Raw genomic sequence first — 24,437 nt, forward strand, 5'->3', positions numbered from 1 at the left:
CATGCGCATTGCCGGGATGCGCAGATTGCGATTCGGCCCGGTTTAAGGATACGCTTGCACTGGGCTCTGGTATTCTTATGGAGCATGTCGTGAGTTGGACGTTTCCCCGGGCGGAAAATCCAATCAGTCAGGTGTTGAAGCACAGCGAGCTCGTTCAGGGATTTTGAGTGTCGGTGTGCCCAACCCTGTACCCCATTCATTTCATAAAAATGACCCACTCCAGGAACCGCAATGCCTGCAAGTCAAACCTCTGGGAGCACTCTTTGATGCTGGAGATGTTATTACAATGGTACCGCCGACGCTTTACCGATCCGCAGGCTATCGCGCTGCTGGTGATTCTGGTCGCCGGGTTCCTCATTCTCTATTTTCTGCACGGCATTCTGACGCCACTGCTGGTGGCCATCGTGCTGGCGTACCTGCTTGAGTGGCCGACCGCACGGTTGCAGCGTATCGGCTGTTCGCGCAATTGGGCGGCGAGCATGGTGATGATCATGTTCGCCGGCATCGCGATGCTGCTGGTGTTTGTGGTGGCACCGACCGCCTGGCAGCAGGGCATCAACCTGATGACCGATCTGCCGGGGATGCTCAATCAGTTCTATAACTTTGCGGCGACGCTGCCGAAGCGTTATCCGGCGCTGGTCGATGCCGGCATCATCGATATGATGGCGGAGAACCTGCGCGGGCGGCTGTCGGGCATGGGGGAGTCGGTGGTGAAATTCTCGCTGGCTTCACTGGTCGGGCTACTGACGCTGGCGATTTACCTGATTCTGGTGCCGATGATGATGTTCTTCCTGCTGAAGGACAAAGAGCAAATGCTCAACGCGGTACGCCGCGTGCTGCCGCGCAATCGCGGGTTGGCAGGGCAGGTGTGGATCGAGATGAATCAGCAGATCACCAACTATATCCGTGGCAAGGTGCTGGAGATGGTGATCGTCGGCGTGGCGACCTATCTGGTGTTCGTTATTTTGGATATGCGCTATTCGCTGTTGCTGGCGGTGCTGGTCGGTTTCTCGGTACTGATCCCCTATATAGGCGCGGTGTTGGTGACCATTCCGGTGGTGGTGGTGGCGATGTTCCAGTGGGGCGTCGGCGCCGATTTCTGGACGCTGATCGTCGCCTATCTGGTGGTGCAGGCGCTGGACGGCAACCTGTTGGTGCCCATTCTGTTTTCCGAGGCGGTCAATCTGCACCCGCTGGTGATTATCTTGTCGGTGATTATCTTTGGCGGGCTTTGGGGCTTTTGGGGGGTGTTCTTTGCTATCCCATTAGCCACGCTGGTGAAGGCGGTGATACACGCCTGGCCGGATGAATTGCGGGTGGAAACGGAACAAGATTAAGCGGGAATGACGAAGCGCAGCGGGCCAGGCCGCTGCGCTTCGTGAGAATTATTGCTGCAGGTAACTCAGAACGATGTCGTGATGATTGGTGGTTTTGAAATCATCGAACACTTTCTCGACTTTACCTTTGGCATCAATCAGGAAGCTGATGCGGTGAATACCGTCATAGGTTTTCCCCATGAAGGTTTTTTCACCCCAAACGCCGAACTGCTGCGCCACCTGATGATCCTCATCAGATAACAGCGTGAAGTTTAACAACTCTTTCTCGGCAAAACGCGACAGCTTCTCTGGTTTATCCGTGCTGATGCCCAGCACTTCGACACCCGCTTTTTTCAACTCATCCATGTTATCCCGCAGGCCACAGGCCTGAACGGTACAACCCGGCGTCATCGCTTTGGGATAAAAATAAACAAGCACTCGCTGTCCCTGGAAGTCGGCCAAATTAATTTCCTCACCGTCCTGGTCAGGCAAACTAAATTTCGGCGCTGTGTCACCGGCTTTCAATGGGCTCATCACTACTCTCCATCTTTCTCATCATGCTGTGGATAGTTAACAACGCTAATACTGCCTTGTGCGTTCAATTCTGTACATAGGCGATGAAAGGCTTGTTCGATATTTGATGCATCCGCGTCGCCGGGGCTGTGCGCGGTGATCTGAATGTAAAGCTGCGGCGGCAGGTGACCTTCCGCCGGTTGGGTTCTGGACACCAGCTCGGCAATGTTCATCTGGCTGGAGTCGAACAGATCGGTGAAGCGCTCGATGATGTGCGGAGAGTCTTTCACCTCAACCTGCACCCACACCGTGGCCGGCATGGGGGGCCTTTCATGCGAGTTGGTGCGTTTCATCACAATCAGCAGCTCAAGCTCCGCGCCTTTTTGCGGCAGAGTGGATTCAATCAGGGTAATCGCGTTCCAACTGCCGGAAAGCAGCATGATGAAAGTGAACTCCTCACCCAGCATGGCCAGACGGCTATCTTCGATATTGCACCCGCAGCTGCTGACGTGGCGGGTGATGGCATTAACGATTCCGGGGCGGTCGGCGCCGAGCGCGGTAATCACGAGATAGTGTTCATCTGGCTTAGGCAAAATGGATCTTCCTGTCGTGCTCAATGGGGTTACCATGGTAAACATAAAAAAAACCGCCTGCCAAGCGCTTACAACGCTGTTGTTTGCTTGCTTTTGGATAGGCAGCAAAAGTACCATGAGTGACTTGTTTGTGGAGGGGACGGCCAATGTTTACGGGAAGTATTGTTGCACTGGTTACGCCGATGGACGACAAAGGTGCTGTCGATCGTGCGAGCCTAAAAAAACTGATTGATTATCATGTAGCCAGTGGGACCTCGGCCATTGTTTCCGTAGGGACGACCGGCGAGTCCGCAACGCTTGCCCATGACGAGCACGTTGAAGTGGTATTGCAGACGCTGGAGCTGGCCGCAGGCCGCATTCCGGTGATCGCCGGTACGGGCTCCAACGCCACTGCCGAAGCCATTTCGCTGACCAAAAGCTTCGAAAATACCGGCGTAGTGGGTTGCCTGACGGTAACGCCTTACTACAATAAGCCGACCCAGGAAGGGCTGTACCAGCACTTCAAGGCGATTGCCGAAAGCACCGCGCTGCCGCAGATCCTCTATAACGTGCCTTCACGCACCGGTTGTGACATGCTGCCGCCGGTGATTGCGCGTTTAGCAAAAATCAAGAATATTGTTGCTGTTAAAGAGGCAACAGGGAACTTAAGTCGTGTAAGTCAGATCCAAGTGCTGGTTGATGATGAAGATTTCATTTTGCTGAGCGGCGATGACGCCAGCGGTCTGGATTTCATGCAACTGGGCGGCAAAGGGGTGATTTCCGTGACGGCCAACGTGGCGGCGCGTGAAATGGCGCAGCTTTGCACGCTGGCAGCACAGGGCAACTTTGCTGAAGCCCGCCGCTTGAATCAGCGCTTGATGCCGTTGCATCAGGATTTGTTTGTAGAAGCAAACCCAATTCCGGTGAAATGGGCCTGTAAGGCATTGGGATTGATGGCAACCGATACGATGCGTCTGCCTATGACGCCGTTGACCGACGCTGCTCGCCCGATCGTTGAGCGTGCGTTGAAAAGCGCCGGTTTGCTGTAACTCTAAGGGAAATTTGATGGTTTATTCATTGCAAAAGTCGACGGTAGCAAAAGTCGTGGGTATTTCGCTGGTTATGATGCTGGCCGCCTGTACCACCGATCAACGTTACAAACGCCAGGTCAGCGGCGATGAGTCATACCTCAACGCGTCGGAGCTCAAATCGTTGAACGCGCCGGCCGGTATGATCCTGCCGGTGCAGAGCGGGAATTATGATGTTCCGGCAACCACGCTGAAAGGCAGCGTTGGCAAGCAACTGGATATTCGTCCGCCGGTGCAGCCGTTGGCGTTGCTGAGCGGTTCACGTGCGCAATATGCCGGCGACAGCGGTACGCTGCTGCTGGAAAACAGCCCGCAAAACCAGAACCTGTGGTCACGCGTCGTCAGCATGTTGCAGACGAAAAATATCGCGATTGCCTCACGTCAGGATGCCGGCCAGACCCTGACTACCGATTGGGTGAAGTGGAACCGTCTGGATGAAGACAACCAGTACGAAGGCCGCTACCAGATCAGCGTGCAGCAGCAGGGCTACCAGCAGGCGCTGGTGGTGAAAACCGTTGGTTTGCAGCAGCAGGGCAAAACCGAGCAGATTACCGACCCTTCTGAAGTGCAGCGCTACAACGGCATGATGATGAACACTCTCGTTGAGGGCCTGGACAAGCAGGACAACCTGGCGAGCAGCCAAACGGCCAACCGCTTCGGCGCGCTGGACGTGCAGAGCGGCGCGGATGACACCGGCTTGCCGATGCTGGTCGTGCGTGGTCCGTACACCGTAGTGTGGGATCGCCTGCCTGCGGCGTTGGAAAAACTGGGGATGAAAGTGGGTGACCGCAGCCGTCCGCAGGGCACCGTCGCCGTGACCTACAAATCCCTGAGCGGTAGCGACTGGGATGCATTGGGCGCCAAAGATCCTGAACTGACGGAAGGCGATTACAAACTGCAGGTGGGGGATTTGAACAACCGCACCAGCCTGCAATTTATCGATCCGAAAGGGAAGCCGTTGACCCAGTCGCAAAACGACGGATTGGTCGCGGCATTCCAGGCTGCGTTCAGTAAAACCAGCGTTAAATAACTCAAAAAGGGGCCGCGGCCCCTTTTTGTTTTGTCGGCACGGTATCGTTTGCGTCGCAGGTTTGGCACAATATACCCATCATTCTTGAAGCTACAGCTGTGTTGGCTGCGTGCACTCACCCCAGTCACTTACTTGAGTAAGCTCCCGGGGATTCCTGCCCTTGCCGCCTTGCTGTAACTCCAATTATTTTGGGTATATCACACCTGTGTGTTGAAGCGTTTTTAAAACAATTCTTTATTGGAGTATGTAAGATGCAAAAGCTAGCTGAGTTGTATCGCGGAAAGGCAAAAACCGTCTACACCACCGAAAACCCCGATCTGCTGGTGTTAGAGTTCCGCAACGATACGTCAGCACTGGATGGTCAGCGCATTGAGCAGTTTGATCGTAAAGGCATGGTGAACAACAAGTTCAACCATTTCATCATGAGCAAACTGGAAGAAGCCGGCATCCCGACGCAAATGGAACGCCTGCTGTCAGACAACGAAGTGCTGGTGAAGAAGCTCGACATGGTGCCGGTCGAATGCGTGATCCGCAACCGCGCCGCCGGTTCGCTGGTGAAGCGTTTGGGCATTGAAGAAGGCCTGGTGCTGAACCCGCCGTTGTTCGACCTGTTCCTGAAAAACGATGCGATGCACGATCCGATGGTCAACGAATCCTATTGCGAAACCTTCGGCTGGGTGAACAAAGAGCATCTGGCGCGCATGCGTGAGCTGAGCTACAAGGCGAACGACGTACTGAGCAAGCTGTTTGACGACGCGGGCCTGATCCTGGTCGACTTCAAGCTGGAGTTCGGTCTGTTCAACGGCGAAGTGGTGCTGGGTGATGAGTTCTCGCCGGACGGCAGCCGCCTGTGGGACAAAAACACCCTGGACAAGATGGACAAAGACCGTTTCCGTCAGAGCCTGGGTGGCCTGATCGAGGCCTACGAAGAAGTGGCGCGCCGCATCGGCGTGAAGCTGGACTAAGCGCTCTTGCCGCAATAACGGGGCCATCCAGCCGGAGCGCCCCGTCATTCATTTTCTCCTCTGCCTGCATTTCCAGAAAAATTCTACATTTCCCGCATCGTTAACCATTTATAATGGCAATCAGTGGGCTAGTTTCCTACGATTATTAAAAACCTAATCTGGAGTTTACTTATGCGTTGGCAAGGGCGTCGGGAAAGTGACAATGTTGAGGATCGTCGCGGGCAGTCTTCAGGTCTGGGTGGCGGCGGTGGTTTTCGTGCGCCCATCGGCGGCAAAGGCGGCATCGTCATTCTGGTGGTGGTGCTGGTGGCCGGCTATTACGGCATCGATCTCTCACCGCTGTTGAACGGCGGTGACGTGAGTCCGCAAACTCAACAACAGAGTGCCAGCATCAGTCCAAAAGACGATGAGTTGGCCAAATTTACCTCGGTGGTGCTGGCTTCTACCGAAGATAACTGGAAAGAAGTTTTCCAGCGTATGGGCAAAACCTATCAACCGCCCAAGCTGGTGATGTATCGCGGCGTGACGCGCACCAACTGCGGTACCGGTCAGGCGGCGATGGGGCCGTTTTACTGCCCGGGTGACAAAACGGTGTATATCGATCTGTCGTTCTACCAGGACATGAAAACCAAGTTGGGTGCCGGCGGTGACTTTGCGCAGGCCTATGTGGTGGCGCACGAAGTCGGCCACCACGTGCAGAACCTGCTGGGCATTGAACCTAAAGTGCGTCAGATGCAACAGGGCGCCAGCCAGGCTGAAGTGAACCGCCTGTCGGTTAAAATGGAACTGCAGGCGGACTGCTTTGCCGGCGTTTGGGGCAAATATGCCGAGAAACAGCAGATGTTGGAAGAAGGCGACTTGCAGGCGGCATTGAACGCCGCGCAGGCGATCGGCGACGACCGTTTGCAGCAGCAGGGCCAGGGGCGCGTAGTGCCGGACAGCTTCACCCACGGCACCTCGCAACAGCGTTATACCTGGTTCAAACAGGGCTTCGACAGCGGCGATCCTAATACCTGCAACACCTTCGCATCCCGTTAACATACCGTGCCGGAGCCTGACTCCGGCATTTTTTTAGGCAGGAACACAGCCTTGTTACAGGCAATGCAACAACTTATGCAGCAGCAGGGCATCAGGCGCTTGCTGGTGCTCAGCGGTGAACCGCAATGGTGCCGCCAACAGGCGCAACAGCTGGCTGCGAGCCTGGCGGGCGATTGGCCGTGGGTGGGGGAAAACCCGCCGGCCGGCCTGCAACCTCTGGCGAGCGGCGCGGTGCGAACCCTGTTGGGGCAAGAGCGGTTGCATGCGGTGTTTGACGCGACAACGGCCCTGGATGTTGAAGCCCTGGCGGCGCTGGCGGGTACGCTGCGTGCCGGCAGTTGGCTGTTGTTGCTGACGCCGCCCTGGCGCCAGTGGCATCAGCAGCCGGACGCCGACAGCCTGCGCTGGAGCGATTGCCCTCAGCCGATCACCACCCCGCATTTTATCCATCATCTGCAACGCCACCTGGCGGCGGACAGCGAAGTCACGCTTTGGCGACAGGACGAGTCGCTTGAGTTGGCGGCGTTGCCGGAACGCCCGCCTTGGCAGGTGCCCGACGGCCGCCCCACCGCCGAACAACAAAGGCTGCTGGAACAACTGCTGAATGCCTCGGCGGGTGTCTGGGTACTGACCGCGGCACGTGGCCGCGGCAAGTCGACGCTGGCTGGTATGCTGGTAGCGAACACGACGCTAACCTGCTGGATTACCGGGCCGAGCCGTGCCGCCACCGACGTCGCCGGCGAATGGGCGCAGGGGCGTGCGCAGTTCTGGGCACCGGATACGCTGCTCGCCCATTGCCGCGAACATGACGTCAGCGGTGTGGGCTGGTTGCTGGTGGACGAAGCGGCGGCTATTCCTGGCCCGCTGTTGCAGCAGTTGGTCAGTTATTTCCCTCGTGTATTGCTGACTACCACCGTGCAGGGCTATGAAGGCACCGGCCGGGGTTTTTTGCTGAAGTTCTGTGCCGGGCTGCCTTCTTTCCGGCCATTAGGATTGCGGCAACCCATGCGCTGGGCCGAAGGCGATGCGCTGGAGCGGGTGATAGATAATGCTCTGTTGTTCAACGAACAACCGGCATGGCGGGCGACCGATCAGGCCGTTCGTTTCAGCCTGGTCGAACAGAGCGCGCTGTGCGCCGATCCCCAACGATTGGCGCGTTTCTACGCTCTGCTGAGCAGTGCCCATTACCGCACCTCGCCGCTCGATTTACGGCGGCTGATGGATGCGCCCGGCATGCACTTTGGTTTGGCGCAGGTGGAAGAAGACGTGGTTGGCGCGCTGTGGCTGGTGGATGAAGGGGGGCTGAGCGCCGAACTGGCGCATGAGGTCTGGGCGGGGCGACGGCGGCCGCGCGGCAACCTGGTGGCTCAGTCGCTGGCGGCGCATGGCGGCCAGTGGTGGGCGCCGACGCTGCGTTCGCGCCGTATTACCCGTATTGCGGTACTGCCCGCCTTGCGCCAACAGGGCATTGCCCGCCGCCTGATCGCGCAGCAACGCCAACAGGCACAGGGGCTGGATTTCCTTTCGGTCAGTTTTGGCTACACCGAGCCGCTGTGGCGCTTTTGGCAATCCTGCGGTTTTGAGCTGGTGCGCATCGGCAGCAAGACGGAGGCCAGCAGCGGCTGCTATACCGCCATGGCCATTCTGGCGTTGAGCGAGCAGGGGGAAGCGCTGCGGTATGCGGCGCATAAGCATCTGGCGCGCGATTGGCGCTGGTTGCAGCAACGGGTTGCTCTGCAGCTGGAGATCACCGGCGATGACGGCGATACGCAGCTGAGTGAGGACGATTGGCGTGAACTGGCCGGGTTTTCCTTCGCCCACCGGCCGTTGGAGGCCAGCCTGGGGGCGTTGCAACGCTTGTTGCTGGCAAGCGGCCTGCCGCTGCCCGCGCTGCGCGGGCATCTGCAACAGCAAAGGACGACGGCAGAGTGCGTGACGCAGTTTGGCCTCAGTGGCCAAAAAGCCTTGCTGCGCCACTGGCGGCTGGAGGCGGCGCAGGCGCTCGAACAGGTGGATGCGCAGCACTGTCTGCGCTGGCGCAACTGGGCGCAGTCGCAGTTATTGCAATAAATCGACAATGTTGTTCAATAAAACCCGATTTTCCTGATTTCTCGGCGGCGTATAGTAGACGCCAACGGCCCGGCACCTCCGGGCGATATCCGATGAAGACGAGGAGTCACCATGAAACATGAGCATTTCGTTGTCCAAAGCCCGGCAACACCGGCGGTACAGCTGATCTTGCTGTTTCACGGTGTCGGCGATAACCCGGTGTCAATGGGCGAGATCGGCAGCTACTTCGCCAAAGATTTCCCGCAGGCGCAGGTCGTCAGTATCGGCGGCCCGGTGGCTTTCGATAACGGCAAGGGGCGCCAATGGTTCTCGGTGCAGGGCGTGACTGAAGAGAATCGCGCCGAGCGTATTGCACAGGTAATGCCGCAGTTCGTCGAAATCGTGCGCTACTGGCAACAGCAGAGCGGCGTCGGTTACGCCGGGACCGCGTTGGTCGGTTTTTCTCAGGGATCGATCATGGCGCTGGAAGCCTTGAAAGCGGAAGCTAAACTGGCCGGCCGCGTGGTGGCCTTCAGCGGGCGCTTTGCCGGCCTGCCGGAGCAAGCTTTCGGCGACAGCGTCGTGCATTTGATCCACGGCGAAGAGGATGCGGTGATCGCGGTGCAGCACGCCAAAGCGGCGGCGAAACGGTTGCAGGCCGTCGGCGTGGATTTCACGCTGGACGTGGAGCAGGGCATCGGGCACGGCATCAATCAGGGCATGATGAATAGTGCCCTTGAGCGGTTGCACTACTACGTACCTCAGCGCTACTGGGATGAAGCGCTGTTTGGCAAACGCGGCGACTTGATCGCCTTTCGTTAATATTCTCCCCGACGGGCGCGGCTATGCTGCGCCCGCTGTCATTGCGGCATCACCGTAACCTGAACGTCCAACCGGTGAGCGCCCCCGCCAAAAATAATGCCGTGCATCGGGCTGACATCGCCGAAATCGCGGCCCCAGGCCACGGTAATGTGCTGGGTATCGGCCAACACATTGTTGGTCGGATCGATATCTACCCAGCCGTACGGCGGGCAATAAACCGAAACCCAGGCGTGAGAGGCATCGGCGCCAATCATACGTTCCTCTCCCGGCGGCGGCTGCGTGAGGATATAGCCGCTGACATAGCGCGCTGCCAATCCCAGCGAACGCAGGCAGGCAATTTGCAGATGAGCAAAGTCCTGACAAACCCCTTTTTTCTCCCGCAACAGGGTTTCTACCGGCGTGGCGATGGTGGTGGCCGTCGGATCAAAGGTAAAGTCGTTGAAAATGCGCCCGGTAAAATCCAACAACGCCGACAGCAGCGGCCGCTCCGGGGTAAAGCTCGGCAGAGCATAGTGGCTCAGTGCGTTATCGGTGGGAATAAAGGTGGAGGGAAAGAGGTATTGAATGGGGTCCAGCACTTCGGTACCCCCATTGGCCAACTGCCGGCGCACCCGCTCCCAGGACAGGCTGTTTTCCGCCACCCATTGCGCGGCGTGCGGCAAGACCAGCACCTGCGAATCCACCCGCACGGTCAGTTGGGTATGCGGCGTCCGCAGGGCGAATTGCACCAGGCGATTGCCATAAAAATCCCCCAGTTCAAACCACTCCTCGGGCTGTGGATCCACCTGGATCCGCGAAGCGTGGCACTGTTGCCAGGCCAGATCGCGCGGCGACAGCCGCAGCAACTGGCGCGAATGCGGCACCGGCAGGCTGTACTGGTATTCGGTCACGTGGCTGACGCTATAGCGGCATCCGCCGGCAGGCGCGAGGGATTGGCCGGCAGTTTGAGTTTGGCTCTGGCTCATTCGTCGTTTCCCGTGCTGTAGTGGGGGCCATGGTTGAAGAAGCGCAGGCCAATCTGATCGGACAGCCGGTCCAGCGCCAGCTGCAACTGCGACACCGATTCTGACAAAGGTTGCGAGCCGCCGGCAAACCCGGCATGACCCAGGGCGGCCATTTTCTCCGGCAGATCGAAAATGGCCTGTTCGGTAAAAGGCCCGAACTGATCGGTCAGTTTTTTCAGGTATTCCACCAGCCCCTTCAGCAGGAACATCACCGAGCGCGGATTCTCCGGGCTGGTCAACAACAGCGGCAGGGCAGTGGCCAGATCCGGCCGCTGCGGATAACTGGAGCGGTAGGTAATGGTGCTGTCGCACAACTCCAGCCACCATTCCAGCCCGGCGTCGCGCACTTCGTCATCGTCCAGCACCAGCGTCAGCATATGCGTCACCTGCTGCAGGCGTTCCAGCCGCCGGCCAATACTGAGGAAGCGCCAGCCCAAGTCACGCGTCATGCCGTCCAGCGCAAAACCGGAGAGCGCCATCATATGCCCGATCGCCTGATCGAGAAACGCCAGCGCCTCCGCCAGGTTCCAGCGCTGGGCCTGATGGCGCTGTTCCAGATCCTTGGCCAGCCGGTTGAGGATATGCCAGTTGTCCAGCGAAAGCCGCTCACGCAGTTGAAAACCGATACGCAGCAGTTGCTGCAAGGTGCCGGCAAACCCCTGTGGAATCTCCGGATTGAACAGCGCTTCCAGCAGCAGGGTGTTCAACTGTTGCGGCGCCAGTTCTTCAAGCGGGGAGGCTTCGTCGTTCGGCAACAGACCGTAGTGGAGGCAAAGCTGCATCACGGCTTTATGCTGCTGTTCGCTGCCTTCGTCTTCGTCGAGCCGCAGGGTGAGGGTGGTGCGCAGCAGGCGAGCGATGTTGTCGCAGCGCTCGGTATAGCGGCCCAGCCAGAATAAGTTTTCAATCACCCGCGTCGACAGCCTGTGGCCGGTCGGCGGCAACTCTTGCGCCATCACGCCGGGCCGTGGCGGTGGCGCGGAAGGCGGTGCCAGCACCCAGGTATCCTTGCTGCCGCCGCCCTGCTGCATGGTCACGATCCGGCGGCTGTTGGGGCCGGAGATGCGGGTCAAGCCGCCGGGCATCACCCGGTAGCCGTCTGGGGTGGCGACGGCAAAGACTCGCAGGCAGGTGGTATGGTTTTGTAACTGGTAGGGCGGACGCGAGGACAGGCCCGGCGCTTGCGACAGGCCGATCAGCTCTTGGGCGACATAGTTGTAAGGGCGCGCGCGGATGCGTTCCTTTAGCTGAGCCAGCTCGGTGGCGCTCAGATCGCCGGCGATGCAGGTTCTGATGCGCAGCTGCGGGAAAGCGCCTTTGATAATCAGGTTAGGCAGGTTTTCCAGCACCGTTTCCCGCGCGGGGCTTTCACCGCACCACCAGGAAGCGACGGAAGGCAACTGCAGCGGCTGCCCGAGGATCTGTTGGCTGAGGTTTGGCAGAAAGCCGTACAGCGCACCGGTTTCAATCAGGCTGGAACCGAGCGCATTGGCGATCAGCACCTGGCCCTCTCGTGCCGCCTGGAACAATCCCGGAATGCCCAGCGAAGAGTCGGGACGCGCCTCCAGCGGATCGCAGAAGTCATCATCCTGCCGCCGTAAAATCACATGCACGCGCTGCAGGCCGTCCAGGGTTTTCAGCCAGACGCGCCCCTGGGACACCATCAAATCCTGGCCTTCCACCAGCGGGAACCCCAGATGCCGCGCCAGATAGGCATGCTCGAAATAGGTTTCATTGTAAGGGCCGGGGGTCAACACCACGATATGCGGGGTTTCGCCATCACCGGCGGCGAAGGGTGCCCAGTGGCGCAGGCTCTGTTGCAGCGTGCGGAAAAAGGTATTCAGCCGCTGCACCTTCAGATCCCTGAACTGTTCCGGGAAAGCGCGGGAAATCACCGTACGGTTTTCCAGCGCGTAGCCGGCGCCGGAAGGGGCCTGGGCGCGATCGGCCAGCGCCCACCAGCGGCCATCGGCTGAACGGGCCAAATCGACGGCGTACAGATGCAGGTAAACGTTGCCCGGGCAGCGAATGCCGTGCGCCGGGCGCAGAAAACCGGCATGCCCATGTACCAGCGCAGGCGGCAGCAGGCCGTCGCGCAGCAGGGTCTGCTCACCGTACACGTCGGCCAGGATGCGGTTCATCAGTTCCGCACGTTGGGCAATGCCGGATTCTATCTGCTGCCATTCGTCGTGGGGAATAATCTGCGGCAGCAGATCCAGTTCCCAGGGGCGTTTAACCCCTTGCGGATCGGCGTAGACGTTATAAGTGACGCCATTTTCAAAAATCTGGCGCGCCACGTGGTTGAGGCGGCTTTGCAGCTGTTCGTCCGGATAGGCGGCCAGCTCGGCGGCAAAACGCTGCCAGTGCGGGCGAAAGGTCGCCTCGCCGGCAAACAGCTCGTCATAATGCGCTTGCGAGTGGCGATAGCGGGCAAAAAGTGATTGCGGCATAGGCTTTGCGTTCCCGTTTTCCATGAGGTCCTGCGACGGCAGCTCCCTTGCGGCGCAGGCCGGCACCTTCCTGGTACCGACTTGCGCTCTCCTCGGTATCGACCCCCTATTTCCAGCGCAAATCGAGCGTGAACGGGAAGTTCGGATTGCGCGTCTGGGGTTCGAGGGTTAATTTTCCAGGCGTATGACCCATTTGCAAGAAACGCGCCAGCCTGCGTCCTTCGGCCTCATAGGCGTTGATCGGATGGGTATCGTGGCTGCGTCCGCCCGGATGGGCGACGTGGTACTGGCAGCCGCCCAGCGAACGTTGCATCCAGGTATCCACCAGCTCAACGGTCAGCGGCGCGTGCACGCCAATGGTGGGATGCAGGCTGGCTGCGGGTTGCCATGCCCGATAGCGAACGGCGCCGACCGCCTCGCCGACGTTGCCGGTGGGTTGCAGCGGTACCGGGCGGCCATTGACGGTCACCTGGTGGCGATCGTCATTAAACCCGGTGACCCTGATCTGCAGACGCTCGACGGATGAGTCAACATAGCGCACGGTTCCGCCGCTTGCACCTTCTTCGCCCATCACATGCCAGGGTTCCAGTGCATGGTCGATTTGCACCTGGACGCCATCGGCGGAAAATTCGCCATGCTGCGGAAAGCGGAAGGCGAAGTGTGCGTCGAACCAGGTAGCTTCAAACGGGTAGCCAAATTCACGCAGTTCGGCGAGCACGTCGTTAAAGTCCTGGCGCACAAAGTGCGGCAGCATGAAGCGGTCGTGCAGTTCGGTGCCCCAACGGCGCAGCCGCTCCGGTTGATAAGGCTGTTGCCAAAAACGGGCCAGCAACGCCCGCAACAATAACTGTTGGGTGAGCGACATCCGGGCATGCGGCGGCATTTCAAAAGCGCGCAGTTCCAGCAGCCCCAGACGGCCGCTGGGGCCATCTGGCGAATAGAGTTTGTCGATGCAGAACTCCGCCCTATGGGTATTGCCGCTGGAGTCGATCAGCAGGTTGCGCAGCAGGCGGTCGATAAGCCAGGGCTGCGCTTCCTCTCCCGGCTCCGGGAAGCGGCTAAAGGCAATCTCCATTTCATAGACCGAATCGTTACGCGCCTCGTCAATGCGCGGCGCCTGACTGGTCGGGCCGATAAACAGGCCGGAGAACAGATAGGAAAGCGACGGGTGGTTATGCCAATAGCCGATCAGGCTGCGCAGCACGTCCGGGCGGCGCAGGAACGGGCTTTCCGCCGGGGTGGCGCCGCCCATCACCATATGGTTGCCGCCGCCGGTGCCGGTATGGCGGCCATCGACCATGAATTTTTCGGTGGTCAGGCGCGACTGGCGTGCGGCGTCGTACAGGAAGGTGGTCTGCTCCACCAGTTCGCCCCAACTGGCCGCCGGCTGAATGTTGACCTCGATGACGCCGGGATCGGGAGTGATGCGAAAACAGGTCAGGCGCGGGTCAGAAGGCGGTTCGTAGCCTTCCAGCACCACCGGAATGCCCAGCGACAATGACGTGGCCTCAATGGCCTCCACTACCTGCAGGTAATCTTCCAGCGAGCGCGTCGGCGGCATGAACAGATAAAGAATACCGTTGCGCGGCTCGGCGCACAGCGCGGTGCGGGCAATCCAGTCCGCGGACTGTTTTTGCTCCGGGCGCTGGGTTACCGGCTGAGGCCGGGCATTTTCGGCCGCAGATGCATGCGATTGCAGCAGCTGCCGGTAGGCCGGCAGCGTCGGGAAAGGTTGATGCGGATCGGCGCTGTGAATATAGGGATAGTCGCTTTTATGTACCCAGGGTTGAGAATCCAGCGGCAGGCGGTAACCCAGCGGTGAATCGCCCGGCAGCAGGTAGCAGTGTTCGCTGCGCAGGAACCAGGAGCCGCTTTGCCACGGCTGGTTCTCTTCTCTGGCCAGCGGCAGAACCTGGCCGATGACGGCCCCCAGACCTTGTTCGAACACCTTGCGCAACCGCGCTCGCTCCAGCGGATCTTCCAGCCGGGAATCCGACGGATCGACGTTGTCCGGCAGACGCCGTTCGCGCCACAGGTAGTAGAGCGGGTCTTCATAAGCCGGGAAGATATGCTGGCCGGAAACCCCCAGATACTGCGCGACGCGTTGCAGGAAATCCGCCGCCTGCGCGGTGGTGACCGCTGAAGGTTCGCGTTCGTCGGCAAACATGGCCGGATCGGCCAGCGGCTCGCCGTCGCGGCGCCAGAAGCAGTTGAGCGACCAGCGCGGCAGTTGTTCGCCGGGGTACCATTTACCCTGGCCAAAATGCACCAGCCCGGCGGGGGCGTAGCGCTCGCGCATGCGCAGGAACAGGTCGGCGGCGCGCAGGCGCTTGGTTGGCCCCAAAGCGTCGGTATTCCATTCATCGCCGTCAGGATCGTCGACGGCGACGAACGTCGGTTCGCCGCCCATCGTCAGATGAACGCCGTTGGCCTGCAAATCGCTGTCAATCCGATAACCGAGCGCGTCGATGGTCTGCCATTGTTCCTCGCTGTAGGGCTTGGTCACGCGCGGCACTTCGTCCACGCGGACGACGGCCATCAGGTGCTCAAATTCGCATTCGCACTCATCAATCGCGCCGCTGATGGGGGCGGCGCTGGACGGTTCCGGCGTGCAGGCCAGCGGAATATGACCTTCACCGGCAAACAATCCGGAGGTGGGATCCAGGCCAATCCAACCGGCACCGGGCAGGTAAACCTCGGTCCAGGCGTGCAGATCGGTAAAATCTTCCTCCGGCCCCGACGGGCCATCCAGCGATTTGACGTCCGGCGTCAACTGAATCAGATAGCCGGATACGAAGCGTGCGGCCAGCCCGAGGTTGCGCAGGATCTGTACCAGCAGCCAGGCGGAGTCGCGACACGAACCGCTGCGCAGGGTCAGCGTCTCTTCCGGCGTCTGTACGCCCGGTTCCATGCGGATGGTGTAACCGATGTGTTGCTGCAACTGCTGGTTGATCGCCACCAGGAATTCCGCGCTGCGCCGGGCTTCATCGGGAATGCCGCTCAGGTAGCTTTCCAGCTCGGGGGTCAGCGGCTGGCAGTGCAGATAAGGCGCCAGCTCGATTTTCTGCTCTTCCGAATAGCAAAAGGGAATATGTTCCGCCTGCGGCTCCAGGAAGAAATCGAAGGGGTTAATCACCGACATCTCAACGCGCATATCCACTTCCACGCGGAAGTGGTCGGTTTTTTCCGGGAACACCAGCCTGGCCAGGTAGTTGCCGTTAGGATCCTGCTGCCAGTTGATAAAGTGGTTTTCCGGGGTCACTTTCAGTGAATAGGCCAGAATGGAGGTGCGGCTGTGCGCGGCAGGGCGCAGGCGTATGACTTGGGGACCCAGGTTGATGCGTCGGTCGTAGCGGTATTCGGTAACGTGGTTTAGCGCGATATTAATAGCCATAAGCTCGAGCCTCAGAATAGGGGAATCTGAAATCGGGTCACATCAGTCTGCTGATGCCATGCTGTAGCCGTTACCGTGGAGGGTGGTGCTTTGGTTAACTCCCGTCTGTATTCAGACCGTTTTACCTGCTGGGAGTGTGATGACCATCACGTTAACCAATTAGGGTTAAATCTAGAGGCAATTTTTTGAGAAGTCGATTCTTTTTTCTGCGGGAAAGAGAGCAAAATGAAGCGCCGCCCTCGGAAGGCGGCGCGTACGGGCGGTCAGGGTTTTTTCTTCGGCCAGTTGTCGTCTTCGTCGTCCCACTGGGCATTATTATCGCGGTGTGGCGGCAATTCCGGCTTATCGGCGAGGTAACGTTTTACGTCGACGCGACGCAGCTCTTTGATCCCGCTGATGATCATCCCGACTAAAATCAGCAGGATAATCCACCAGTAGTCAGCTAACCATTGCATGTTTACTCCTTTCCTTCACTGCGTATAAAACGTGAAAATATTGCGGGCAGATGGCGTTCAAGCCAGTCGGCACCGGCAACGTCCTTATTTTGCCAGGCGGCCAGCAGCAGCGCAGGCGTCAGCAGATGCTCGGCTTGCTGCGCCAGCGGCCGGTAGCTCAGATGCCAGGGTTCTACCGCCACGCCGTCGCCGTCTTCGGTGAACGGGCGATAAAAACCAAATTCGGCCATATGTTCCGTCATCCACTGATTGAGCGGATAAAAGTAACCGCCTTCCTCATATTCCCACGGCTCCAACTGCAGCTTTTGCCCTTCCGGCAACAAAGAAGGGTCGTACACGTCCAGATCGCTGCCCCAGTGATGGCGGCTGGCACCCGGCAGGGCGGACCAGCGCAGGATCGCTTCGCAGCGCTCGGCGGCGGACAGCGGCTCGATGTCGAGCGGCCGACTGTCTTTATCTAATACTGGTCGTTCGCCGCAGAATTTGCCATTCCAGATCGCCAGTTGCCGATCGAAATCACGAAATGTGCTGGCGGGCTGCAGATCGAACCCGGCCGCCCGCGCCGCCTGTTGCATGGCGCGGAACGCGGTCACCGCCGCGGGTTGCAGGCGATGGTTACCGCTCAACGGCGCCAGATGATCGGTCGAGAGCCCGGTCAGCATTGCCGGCGTGATCATGCGACCAACTGCTCCATAATGCGCTGATACATGCGGCTCAGCAGCTGCAAATCGGCGGCGTGTACGCATTCATTGACCTTGTGGATGGTCGCATTGACCGGCCCCAGTTCAACCACCTGCGCCCCCATTTGGGCGATAAAGCGGCCGTCCGAGGTCCCGCCGGTGGTCAGCAACTGCGGCGTCAGTTCAGAATAGTGTTCGACGGCGTTAACTACCGCGTCCACCAGCGCACCGCGCGCGGTCAGGAACGGCTGGCCGGACAAACGCCATTCGATGCTGTAGTTCAACTGATGCCGCTCCAGCAGCTCTTCCACGCGCTGTTTTATCGTCGCGTCGGTTGACTCGGTGCTGAAACGGAAGTTGAACTGGACGAACATCTCGCCCGGGATCACGTTGTTGCTGCCGGTACCGGCCTGCACGTTGGCGATCTGCATGCTGGTCGGCGGGAAGAATTCATTGCCGCGATCCCACTCGGTCGCCACCAGCTCATTGAGCGCAGGCATGGCGCGATGTACGGGGTTATCCGCCAGGTGCGGATAGGCGACGTGGCCCTGAATGCCGTGAATGTGCAGGTTGGCGGTGATCGAACCGCGACGGCCGTTCTTCACCACGTCGCCGACGCGTTCGGTGCTGGACGGCTCGCCGACCAGGCAATAATCCAGGCGCTCGTTGCGCTCCATCAGCGTTTCCACCACTTTCACCGTGCCGTGGGTGGCGCTGGCCTCTTCGTCGGAGGTGATCAGGAACGCCAGGCGGCCCTGATGATGCGGGTTGGCCGCCACAAAGCGCTCCGCCGCCACCACCATCGCCGCCAGCGAACCTTTCATGTCCGCTGCGCCGCGGCCATACAGCATGCCGTCGCGAATGGTGGGTTCAAACGGCGGGTTGTCCCAGCGTTTTTCATCGCCGGTCGGCACCACGTCGGTGTGGCCGGCAAACGCCAGAGTCTGCCCTTCGCCGCGCCAGGCCCAGAAGTTCAGGGTGTCGCCGAAGGGCATCGGCTCAACGGTAAAACCAATCGCTTGCAGACGTTCAATCATCAGCGCCTGGCAGCCTTCGTCGTGCGGGCTGAGGGACGGGCGTTTGATGAGCTGTTGAGCCAGTTCGATAACCGGGCAAATCATGCTGTTACCTCAGAAATAAATTGCTGGTAGCCTTCGGCGCTGAAGCCGAGCAGGGCGTGTCCCTTGCCGTCGTCCAGCAACGGGCGTTTGATGATTGCCGGCTGCGCCAGCATCAGCGCGATGGCCGCATCGGCGTTGTCGCAGGCGTTGCGCTGCGCTTCATCCAGCTTGCGCCAGGTGGTGCCGCGGGTATTCAGCAGCGGTTCCCAGCCCAGACGTTCGACGAACCCGCGCAACTGCTGTTCATCCAGCCCGTCGGCGCGGTAGTCATGAAATTGATAAGCCACGCCTTGCTCTTCCAGCCAGCGGCGCGCTTTTTTGATGGTGTCACAATTTTTGATGCCGTACATGGTCAACGTCATGGAATAAGAACCTTCTCTGCACCCAACACCGGCATGGCGCCAGTGGTAAACCGCCGTGGCGGTAAATGAAAACCAGCGCCCAGCATGCCGAAAAATGGCGGCGAGTTCCACCGTCCAATGGTCCGAAAGCCAGGGAAAGGGCGAAAAAATTCGGGCGCATTCAATGCGGCGAATGTTTGCTAATCTGAATGCGGCAACCTGCCATCCTATCGGAGAGAGTAATGTGGAAAAATACCGTATCGAAACTACCGAGCACGCCGTCGATAAAATAGAAGCGCTGATCGCGGAAGGGCTGAATCAGTATAACGACGAGGTGACCGGCAGCAGCGATCGTCGCCCATTGGCGGTGACGGTGAAAGATCCGAGCAGCGGTGAGGTGCTTGGCGGCATTACCGGGCGCTCCTCGCTGGGCTTGTTGTTTGTGGATTTGTTTTACCTGCCTGCATCAATGCGGGGGGCCGGCCTGGGTAGCGAACTGCTGCGCCGCTTCGAGCTGGAAGGGCGCCGTAGGGGGTGCGTTTCCGCGGTGCTGTACACCATCAGCTTCCAGGCACCGAGTTTTTACGAACTGAACGGTTGGACGCGCTTTGGCGAAGTGCCTTGCCTGCCGGCAGGCACCAGCCGAATTTTCATGATGAAGACCTTATAACTTGACCCGCGGCAATCACTCTCTGGTCTGGCGTAATTTATACTCCAGGCTTTTTTTAACCATTGGCCATTCATGGTCGATGATCGAGAAAACCACCGTATCGCGATAGCTGCCATCGGCATTTTTCTGGTGGTTTCTCAGCACGCCGTCCTGCTTGGCGCCCAAACGCGCGATAGCCGTTCTCGAGGCGTGATTGTGCCAGTGGGTGCGAAATTCAACGGCAATCACCGCCAGCGCTTCGAATGCATAGCCGAGCAGCAGGCGTTTGCACTCGGTGTTGACGGCGGTTCTCTGATGGCTTTTGGCATACCAGGTATAGCCAATTTCAACGCGGCGGTTGTGCCCATCGGCATTGCAAATGCGGGTGGTGCCGACAATCTTTTGCGTGTCGTTATGCACCACGACAAAAGGCAACGCCCGCCCGGCGGCCTGTTCGCTCAGGGCGAAACCGACATAATCATCGACGGTGTTTTCGTTGGGCGCCGAAGTAAACCAAAGTTCCCAGAGGCGCCCATCAGCGGCCGCCTGCACCAGCGCCACCGCATGATCTTTGCGCAGAGGGATCAGGCTGACGGTTTTGCTTTTCAGCTCGGTTTCGATAAGCCAGGATGAGTCAGACATTTGCCGCTATTTCCCCCTCGAATTCACTTTTCGCCGTTTTCACGCGACCAGTGTTTCATCTCTTCGCCAATAAAATAATTAACCAGATCGCGATACATTTTTTCTATCACTTCCGGGCTTAAGCCCTGCTCATCGGCCCAGGCTCTTCGTTGTTGCAGCATGGCCTCGAAGCGCTCTTTGGCACGTACCGCATCGGGGCTGGTTTTGAATTTTGCGGCGGCCTTCACGTAGGCAAAGCGCTGGGCGATCAGTTTAATGATGTGTTCGTCCAGCATATCGATTTCCGCGCGGATATCGCTCATGCCCGCACAGTCTTGCGGAGAGAGCTTGTTCTCGATGATCAACTTTGGGTTTCCTTTTTTTAGCGTACGTAGCCGCTTTGCTGCAGGCGGGCCAAGGCCGGACCCTCGGCATAGACCATGCCGGTAGTCAGTTCGTGGAAGTGGTACTTTTTGTAGAATTCCAGTTTGTCGGGTACCGAATAGATAAACACCTTGCCGAGCGGCGCCAAATCCTGCATGACCCGGTCCATCAGCAGCCTGCCCAGCCCGCGGCCCTGATAGTGCGGATGGATAGCCACGTCGGCCAGGTAAGCCACCGAGGTCATGTCGCTGATGGCGTGGGCGGTGGCCACCAGTTCGCCGTCGAGGTATCCCCAATAGCAAAACTGGCTGTGCTGATAAACGCGCTGTAGCTGATGCGGGTCACGCTGGCCCAGCCCGGCGGCGGCCAACAACGCGGCCAATTGTGGCCAGTCGATGCGGTAGCGGTTTGGGGTGGTCACAATCTCCATGCTGGTCTCCTAGCCGATGCGGTCCAGATCGGCGGCATATTGACGGATAGCGCGCTGGTAGCTGCTGATGTCGCGATGCGAGGAGGTTTCTGCCAACAGCAGCAGCAGATCGGCCACCGCTTGCTTGGTTTCCCCCAGGTTGTACAGCGTCATGGCGCGGAACAGGGTGAGTTCCCTGGCTTGCGGGAACTCGGCCAGCCCTTTATCGAAGGCGGCCAGCGATGGCTGATACAGCCCGAGTGCGCGGTAGGTGCTGCCCAGGCCAAGCCAGGCTTCCTGCCGCTGCGCCGCCGGCAGAGTACGCGCCAGCGCCGCGAGGTAGCAGGGGATCGCCTGCTGCTCAAATCCCTGCACGTCGTACAGGCAGGCTAATTGGTAGTGCAGCGCGGCATCTTCCGGTTTTTGCAGCAACTGCTGCTGCGCCAGTTCGGTCGCTTCCTGATAGCGGCCCAGCTGTTTCAATTGTTCGATCGTCAGCGTAGGGGACATGTCATGGCCTCAGAAAAGTGGGGTTTTTCTACCCTTGGCACGCTACTACGGAAGGATTGATCCTACAAGAAATATAGAGGTCAGTAAGGGGGCAGCCGGATTATTCCCGCAGGGCGCGCTGCAAGGAGGAAAAGGGGTTTTGGGTGCGAAACCTCCACTTATCCAACCCCGGCCTTGGCCGGGGTGAGTGTTTCTAAGCCTCGAATCCCTCAATCTCCCGCCGCTGCAACCGGATCACTCCGGGAGCAGAGGTGACTTCCAATTGCCCGGCCTCGGTGATCCCCGCCTCGGTCAGCCAATCTCCACCAATTACCAGCTCGCCGTTCTCCCGTACCCAGTCTGCGCCAAGATCCGGGCTGTGCTGGCTGGCTTCGCAGAGTGCCTCCCAGATGGCGTCATCGGTGACGACGGTGATCCACAGCCCATCCGGTCGCAGCGTAATTTGCAACGGCTCGCCGATACCAAAACCCAGTTCGGGCAGCTCAATGCCTGTGATCGTCAACTCGGGAATGGGTTCCGGGGTAAAAGTTATGTTCATGTTGTGCCCTCCGTGGCTGGCGCAATGTGGATAATCAACTGTCACCGGCTCGGTGATCATCTCGATCCTCTGGCCGGTAGTAAGGCCCTAACTTTTTACGTTATTCATGTAGTCGGGTAGCTAGTGACATAGAAAACAGACTCCCGTTAGGGCGGGGGATACCCAAATACTATCCGATTGTTACTCATGAAATGGGTTTATGTTTAAAGGTTTCACGTTTGCGAGAAACTTCGCCAACGGCCAATAGCGGGGAAACGTCGTAGAAAGACGCGGCCCCGTTGTCCGGGGCCGGTTTTTTATGGCAGGGCGATCAGAACTCGTGCTTCAGCGTCAGCATCAGGTTACGTGGCTCGCCATAGTTGCGGGTGCTGTAGAAATTCACCTGCGAGTAGTATTTTTCATCAAAAACGTTGTTCAGATTAAGCTGCACTGAGGTCTGCGGGGTGAGTTTGTAACGCGCCATCGCATCGAACAGGACATAAGATCCTTGCTCGACCTTGCGATCCACAAACTCGCCGTTGTTGGCCCCGGTGACGTTGGCGTAAACGCTGCTCTGCCAGCGTGCGCCGCCACCCAGCGTCAGGTCACGCAGGGCGCCCGTCAGCTGATAGGTGGTGAACAGGTTGATGCGGGTGCGCGGCTGCTCGGTGTTGAGATTAACCTTGTCCTTGTCTTTCAGTGAGAAGTGGGTGATGCCGAACTGGGCGTTCCAGCCCTGCGCCAGCTCACCGCTCAGTTCGAACTCGACACCTTTGCTAGTCGCGCCCTGGCTCTCATGATAGGTCTGTTGCAGCGAGTTCGGATCGCCGGCGTTCTCGTCCTGCACCCCGAGATTGTCCTGCGTGATGCGGAACGCCGACAGCGAAACGTTGAGCCGGTCATCCAGCAGCGCGGCCTTGATACCCACCTCTTTATTCACCCCTTCAATCGGCGCCAGGTAGTGGCCGCTGCTGTCGAGCAGGTTTTGATCCTTGAATATGTCGGTGTAGCTGGCATAGGCAGAGATCTGTTCGGTCAGCTTATAGACGGTTCCCACGAACGGAGTGACTTTGTTGGCGATGGTGGCCGTGGTGTTTTTAAAGCTGTTGAAACGGGCGCCGAGCACCAGATCCAGCCGATCCGTCAGCGAGAAATCGGCGCTGCCGTAAACGCCGATCTGCCGCGTGCGGTAATCCATTTGCGGCATTTTATCCGACCACTCAGGCTCGCCCTGGCCGCCGTTCCAATCCCGCAGGCTACCGCTGAACTGCTGTGAGTAGGTGGCGCTGCGATAGGTGCTGTAGCTGTGCTGCCAGGCAGAGGAGCTGCCTACCACAAATGTGTGGCTGCGGCCCAGCAGGGCGAAGTCACCGTTCAACTTCATGTCTATCGCATGTTGGTCCCGGTAGCCTTCATAGCGCCCGGCATAAGGGTTTGCAGGTTGCACCGCCCAGGTTGCCGGATCGATCAGCCCGCCGAGGCTCATCGCCATTTTGGCATCGAAAGCCTGGCGGCTGTGGGTATAGTTGACCACGCCTTTCCAACTGTTATCGAACTCATGTTCCAGCGTGGCAAACTGGGTGGTCAGGGTGGTATCCCAGCTCGACCAGTCAGAGGCGCCGTTATAGTGCCGATCCCAGTTAATCTCGCTGCCGTCGCTGAACCAGCCGGTCGGCAACGCGCCGCCCCAGGTGGAGGCTTTCGGCCTGTTTTGCTGATAATCAGCCCCCAGGCGCAGCAGGGTATTGCTGCTCAAATCGGCCTCCAGCGTACCGTAGAGGGTGCCTTTACGCTCCTGATGCCGTTCCATAAAGGAGCGCTGCGTTCACCGGCGGCGGCGATGCGCACCCTGACGGTGCCTTCGTCATTGAGCGGCGTCCCGACATCAACCGTGGTGCGATAGTGATCCCAGGAACCGGCGGAAAGTTCGGCGCGGGCAAAAGGCGAAAGGCTGGACGCTTTCTTTCTGACCAGATTGATGACGGCGCCCGGATTGCCGTTACCGTTCAGCAAACCTGCAGCACCCCTAACGATCTCCACGTGATCCAGCGTGATCGCGTCAATCTCCGACTCCCCGCCGGAATAGCCGGAGTCAAAGAAGGTGGGGACACCGTCGTATTGATAGCTATCAACGCTGAAACCACGGTAGTTGAACGAGGAGCGTTCGCTATCGTAATTGCTTTCGCTGACGCCGGTGGACCAGCGCAGGATTTCCTTCAGCGACGTCGCGTTGAGATCGTCCATTTGCTGGCGAGTCATCACCGAGACCGCCTGCGGCGTATCCTTGATGCTCAGCGGCAACCCGGTCGCCGTGGTCATCTGTTTGGTGGTATAGGAACCGGTGTTCTCGGTGCTGCCGTCATCGCTGAAGGGCGCAGCGACCACCTCAAGAGTGTCTTCTTTCTGAGTGCGGGCGGCCTGCTCGGTACCCGCAGCTTGTGCAACCATGACCGGAAGGCACAGCAGCGCTCCTCCGGAAAGGCGAATCATGAAACTAGCCATGGATAAG

Annotated in this window: 24 protein-coding genes; 8 read left to right on the forward strand and 16 right to left on the reverse strand. The window is 59.1% G+C overall.

What is annotated here, in order from left to right:
• Window positions 1-266: 266 nt before the first annotated feature.
• Window positions 267-1,337 (forward strand): AI-2E family transporter, encoded by a 1,071-nt coding sequence (locus V2S86_RS01320; protein WP_006316880.1) that lies wholly within the window; start codon window positions 267-269, stop codon window positions 1,335-1,337.
• Window positions 1,338-1,385: 48 nt separating this feature from the next.
• On the opposite strand, the gene bcp is transcribed toward V2S86_RS01320, so the two are convergent.
• The gene (bcp, locus tag V2S86_RS01325) at window positions 1,386-1,850 is read right to left on the reverse strand and encodes a thioredoxin-dependent thiol peroxidase (RefSeq protein WP_330760900.1); all 465 of its coding nucleotides are present in this window, start codon (window positions 1,848-1,850) and stop codon (window positions 1,386-1,388) included.
• Between the two features lie 2 nt (window positions 1,851-1,852).
• On the reverse strand, window positions 1,853-2,458 hold the full coding sequence (locus V2S86_RS01330) for a glycine cleavage system transcriptional repressor (RefSeq protein ID WP_199685709.1): 606 nt from the start codon (window positions 2,456-2,458) through the stop codon (window positions 1,853-1,855).
• Between the two features lie 110 nt (window positions 2,459-2,568).
• On the opposite strand from V2S86_RS01330, the gene dapA reads away from it, so the two are divergent.
• The 6 genes from dapA to ypfH all read left to right on the forward strand — a co-directional run bounded on the left by dapA (window position 2,569) and on the right by ypfH (window position 9,393).
• On the forward strand, window positions 2,569-3,450 hold the full coding sequence (gene dapA / locus V2S86_RS01335; protein ID WP_006316875.1) for a 4-hydroxy-tetrahydrodipicolinate synthase: 882 nt from the start codon (window positions 2,569-2,571) through the stop codon (window positions 3,448-3,450).
• A 16-nt stretch (window positions 3,451-3,466) separates the two neighbouring features.
• On the forward strand, window positions 3,467-4,519 hold the full coding sequence (bamC, locus tag V2S86_RS01340) for an outer membrane protein assembly factor BamC (RefSeq protein ID WP_330760901.1): 1,053 nt from the start codon (window positions 3,467-3,469) through the stop codon (window positions 4,517-4,519).
• 251 nt (window positions 4,520-4,770) lie between these two features.
• The gene (gene purC, locus V2S86_RS01345; protein ID WP_020828051.1) at window positions 4,771-5,484 is read left to right on the forward strand and encodes a phosphoribosylaminoimidazolesuccinocarboxamide synthase; all 714 of its coding nucleotides are present in this window, start codon (window positions 4,771-4,773) and stop codon (window positions 5,482-5,484) included.
• Between the two features lie 171 nt (window positions 5,485-5,655).
• Window positions 5,656-6,522: a KPN_02809 family neutral zinc metallopeptidase gene (ypfJ, locus tag V2S86_RS01350; protein WP_330760902.1), complete on the forward strand. Its 867-nt coding sequence runs from the start codon at window positions 5,656-5,658 to the stop codon at window positions 6,520-6,522.
• Between the two features lie 63 nt (window positions 6,523-6,585).
• On the forward strand, window positions 6,586-8,592 hold the full coding sequence (locus V2S86_RS01355) for a tRNA(Met) cytidine acetyltransferase TmcA (RefSeq protein ID WP_330760903.1): 2,007 nt from the start codon (window positions 6,586-6,588) through the stop codon (window positions 8,590-8,592).
• A 111-nt stretch (window positions 8,593-8,703) separates the two neighbouring features.
• Complete coding sequence (gene ypfH, locus V2S86_RS01360) at window positions 8,704-9,393, forward strand: esterase (RefSeq protein ID WP_330760904.1); 690 nt, start codon at window positions 8,704-8,706, stop codon at window positions 9,391-9,393.
• A gap of 38 nt (window positions 9,394-9,431) precedes the next feature.
• Here the strand turns inward: ypfH and V2S86_RS01365 are convergent, their stop codons facing one another.
• The 7 genes from V2S86_RS01365 to V2S86_RS01395 all read right to left on the reverse strand — a co-directional run bounded on the left by V2S86_RS01365 (window position 9,432) and on the right by V2S86_RS01395 (window position 18,859).
• A complete protein-coding gene (locus tag V2S86_RS01365) occupies window positions 9,432-10,358 on the reverse strand; it encodes a transglutaminase family protein (RefSeq protein ID WP_330760905.1) in 927 nt (308 codons plus the stop codon).
• Window positions 10,355-12,847, reverse strand: coding sequence for a circularly permuted type 2 ATP-grasp protein (locus tag V2S86_RS01370; protein ID WP_330760906.1), 2,493 nt, complete (start codon window positions 12,845-12,847; stop codon window positions 10,355-10,357). Before V2S86_RS01370 ends, V2S86_RS01365 begins: the two co-directional genes overlap by 4 nt.
• A 106-nt stretch (window positions 12,848-12,953) precedes the next feature.
• The gene (locus V2S86_RS01375) at window positions 12,954-16,241 is read right to left on the reverse strand and encodes a transglutaminase family protein (protein ID WP_330760907.1); all 3,288 of its coding nucleotides are present in this window, start codon (window positions 16,239-16,241) and stop codon (window positions 12,954-12,956) included.
• Between the two features lie 263 nt (window positions 16,242-16,504).
• Window positions 16,505-16,696 carry a YpfN family protein gene (locus tag V2S86_RS01380; RefSeq protein ID WP_311994483.1) on the reverse strand — a complete coding sequence of 64 codons (192 nt, stop codon included), beginning with the start codon at window positions 16,694-16,696 and terminating at the stop codon, window positions 16,505-16,507.
• Window positions 16,697-16,698: 2 nt separating this feature from the next.
• Complete coding sequence (locus V2S86_RS01385; protein WP_330760908.1) at window positions 16,699-17,373, reverse strand: M15 family metallopeptidase; 675 nt, start codon at window positions 17,371-17,373, stop codon at window positions 16,699-16,701.
• A complete protein-coding gene (gene dapE, locus V2S86_RS01390) occupies window positions 17,370-18,497 on the reverse strand; it encodes a succinyl-diaminopimelate desuccinylase (RefSeq protein WP_330760909.1) in 1,128 nt (375 codons plus the stop codon). The genes V2S86_RS01385 and dapE overlap by 4 nt, the downstream gene beginning before the upstream one ends.
• Window positions 18,494-18,859 carry an ArsC family reductase gene (locus V2S86_RS01395; protein ID WP_037431537.1) on the reverse strand — a complete coding sequence of 122 codons (366 nt, stop codon included), beginning with the start codon at window positions 18,857-18,859 and terminating at the stop codon, window positions 18,494-18,496. Before V2S86_RS01395 ends, dapE begins: the two co-directional genes overlap by 4 nt.
• Before the next feature lie 223 nt (window positions 18,860-19,082).
• On the opposite strand from V2S86_RS01395, the gene V2S86_RS01400 reads away from it, so the two are divergent.
• Window positions 19,083-19,508: a GNAT family N-acetyltransferase gene (locus tag V2S86_RS01400; protein WP_330763134.1), complete on the forward strand. Its 426-nt coding sequence runs from the start codon at window positions 19,083-19,085 to the stop codon at window positions 19,506-19,508.
• Between the two features lie 15 nt (window positions 19,509-19,523).
• Here the strand turns inward: V2S86_RS01400 and V2S86_RS01405 are convergent, their stop codons facing one another.
• The 7 genes from V2S86_RS01405 to V2S86_RS01435 form a co-directional block, all read right to left on the reverse strand.
• A complete protein-coding gene (locus V2S86_RS01405) occupies window positions 19,524-20,129 on the reverse strand; it encodes a GNAT family N-acetyltransferase (protein ID WP_330760910.1) in 606 nt (201 codons plus the stop codon).
• A 23-nt stretch (window positions 20,130-20,152) separates the two neighbouring features.
• On the reverse strand, window positions 20,153-20,473 hold the full coding sequence (locus V2S86_RS01410; protein ID WP_006316853.1) for an isochorismate lyase: 321 nt from the start codon (window positions 20,471-20,473) through the stop codon (window positions 20,153-20,155).
• Between the two features lie 17 nt (window positions 20,474-20,490).
• Window positions 20,491-20,922, reverse strand: a complete 432-nt coding sequence (locus V2S86_RS01415) for a GNAT family N-acetyltransferase (RefSeq protein ID WP_330760911.1) — start codon at window positions 20,920-20,922, stop codon at window positions 20,491-20,493.
• A gap of 9 nt (window positions 20,923-20,931) precedes the next feature.
• Window positions 20,932-21,411, reverse strand: coding sequence for a tetratricopeptide repeat protein (locus V2S86_RS01420; protein WP_330760912.1), 480 nt, complete (start codon window positions 21,409-21,411; stop codon window positions 20,932-20,934).
• 193 nt (window positions 21,412-21,604) lie between these two features.
• Complete coding sequence (locus V2S86_RS01425) at window positions 21,605-21,949, reverse strand: hypothetical protein (RefSeq protein ID WP_330760913.1); 345 nt, start codon at window positions 21,947-21,949, stop codon at window positions 21,605-21,607.
• Between the two features lie 310 nt (window positions 21,950-22,259).
• Complete coding sequence (locus V2S86_RS01430; RefSeq protein ID WP_330760914.1) at window positions 22,260-23,738, reverse strand: TonB-dependent siderophore receptor; 1,479 nt, start codon at window positions 23,736-23,738, stop codon at window positions 22,260-22,262.
• Window positions 23,681-24,430 (reverse strand): TonB-dependent siderophore receptor, encoded by a 750-nt coding sequence (locus V2S86_RS01435; protein WP_330760915.1) that lies wholly within the window; start codon window positions 24,428-24,430, stop codon window positions 23,681-23,683. The genes V2S86_RS01430 and V2S86_RS01435 overlap by 58 nt, the downstream gene beginning before the upstream one ends.
• Window positions 24,431-24,437 lie beyond the last annotated feature (7 nt).

The organism is Serratia sp. C2(1), assembly GCF_036352655.1.
Classification (GTDB): Bacteria; Pseudomonadota; Gammaproteobacteria; order Enterobacterales; family Enterobacteriaceae; genus Serratia; species Serratia inhibens.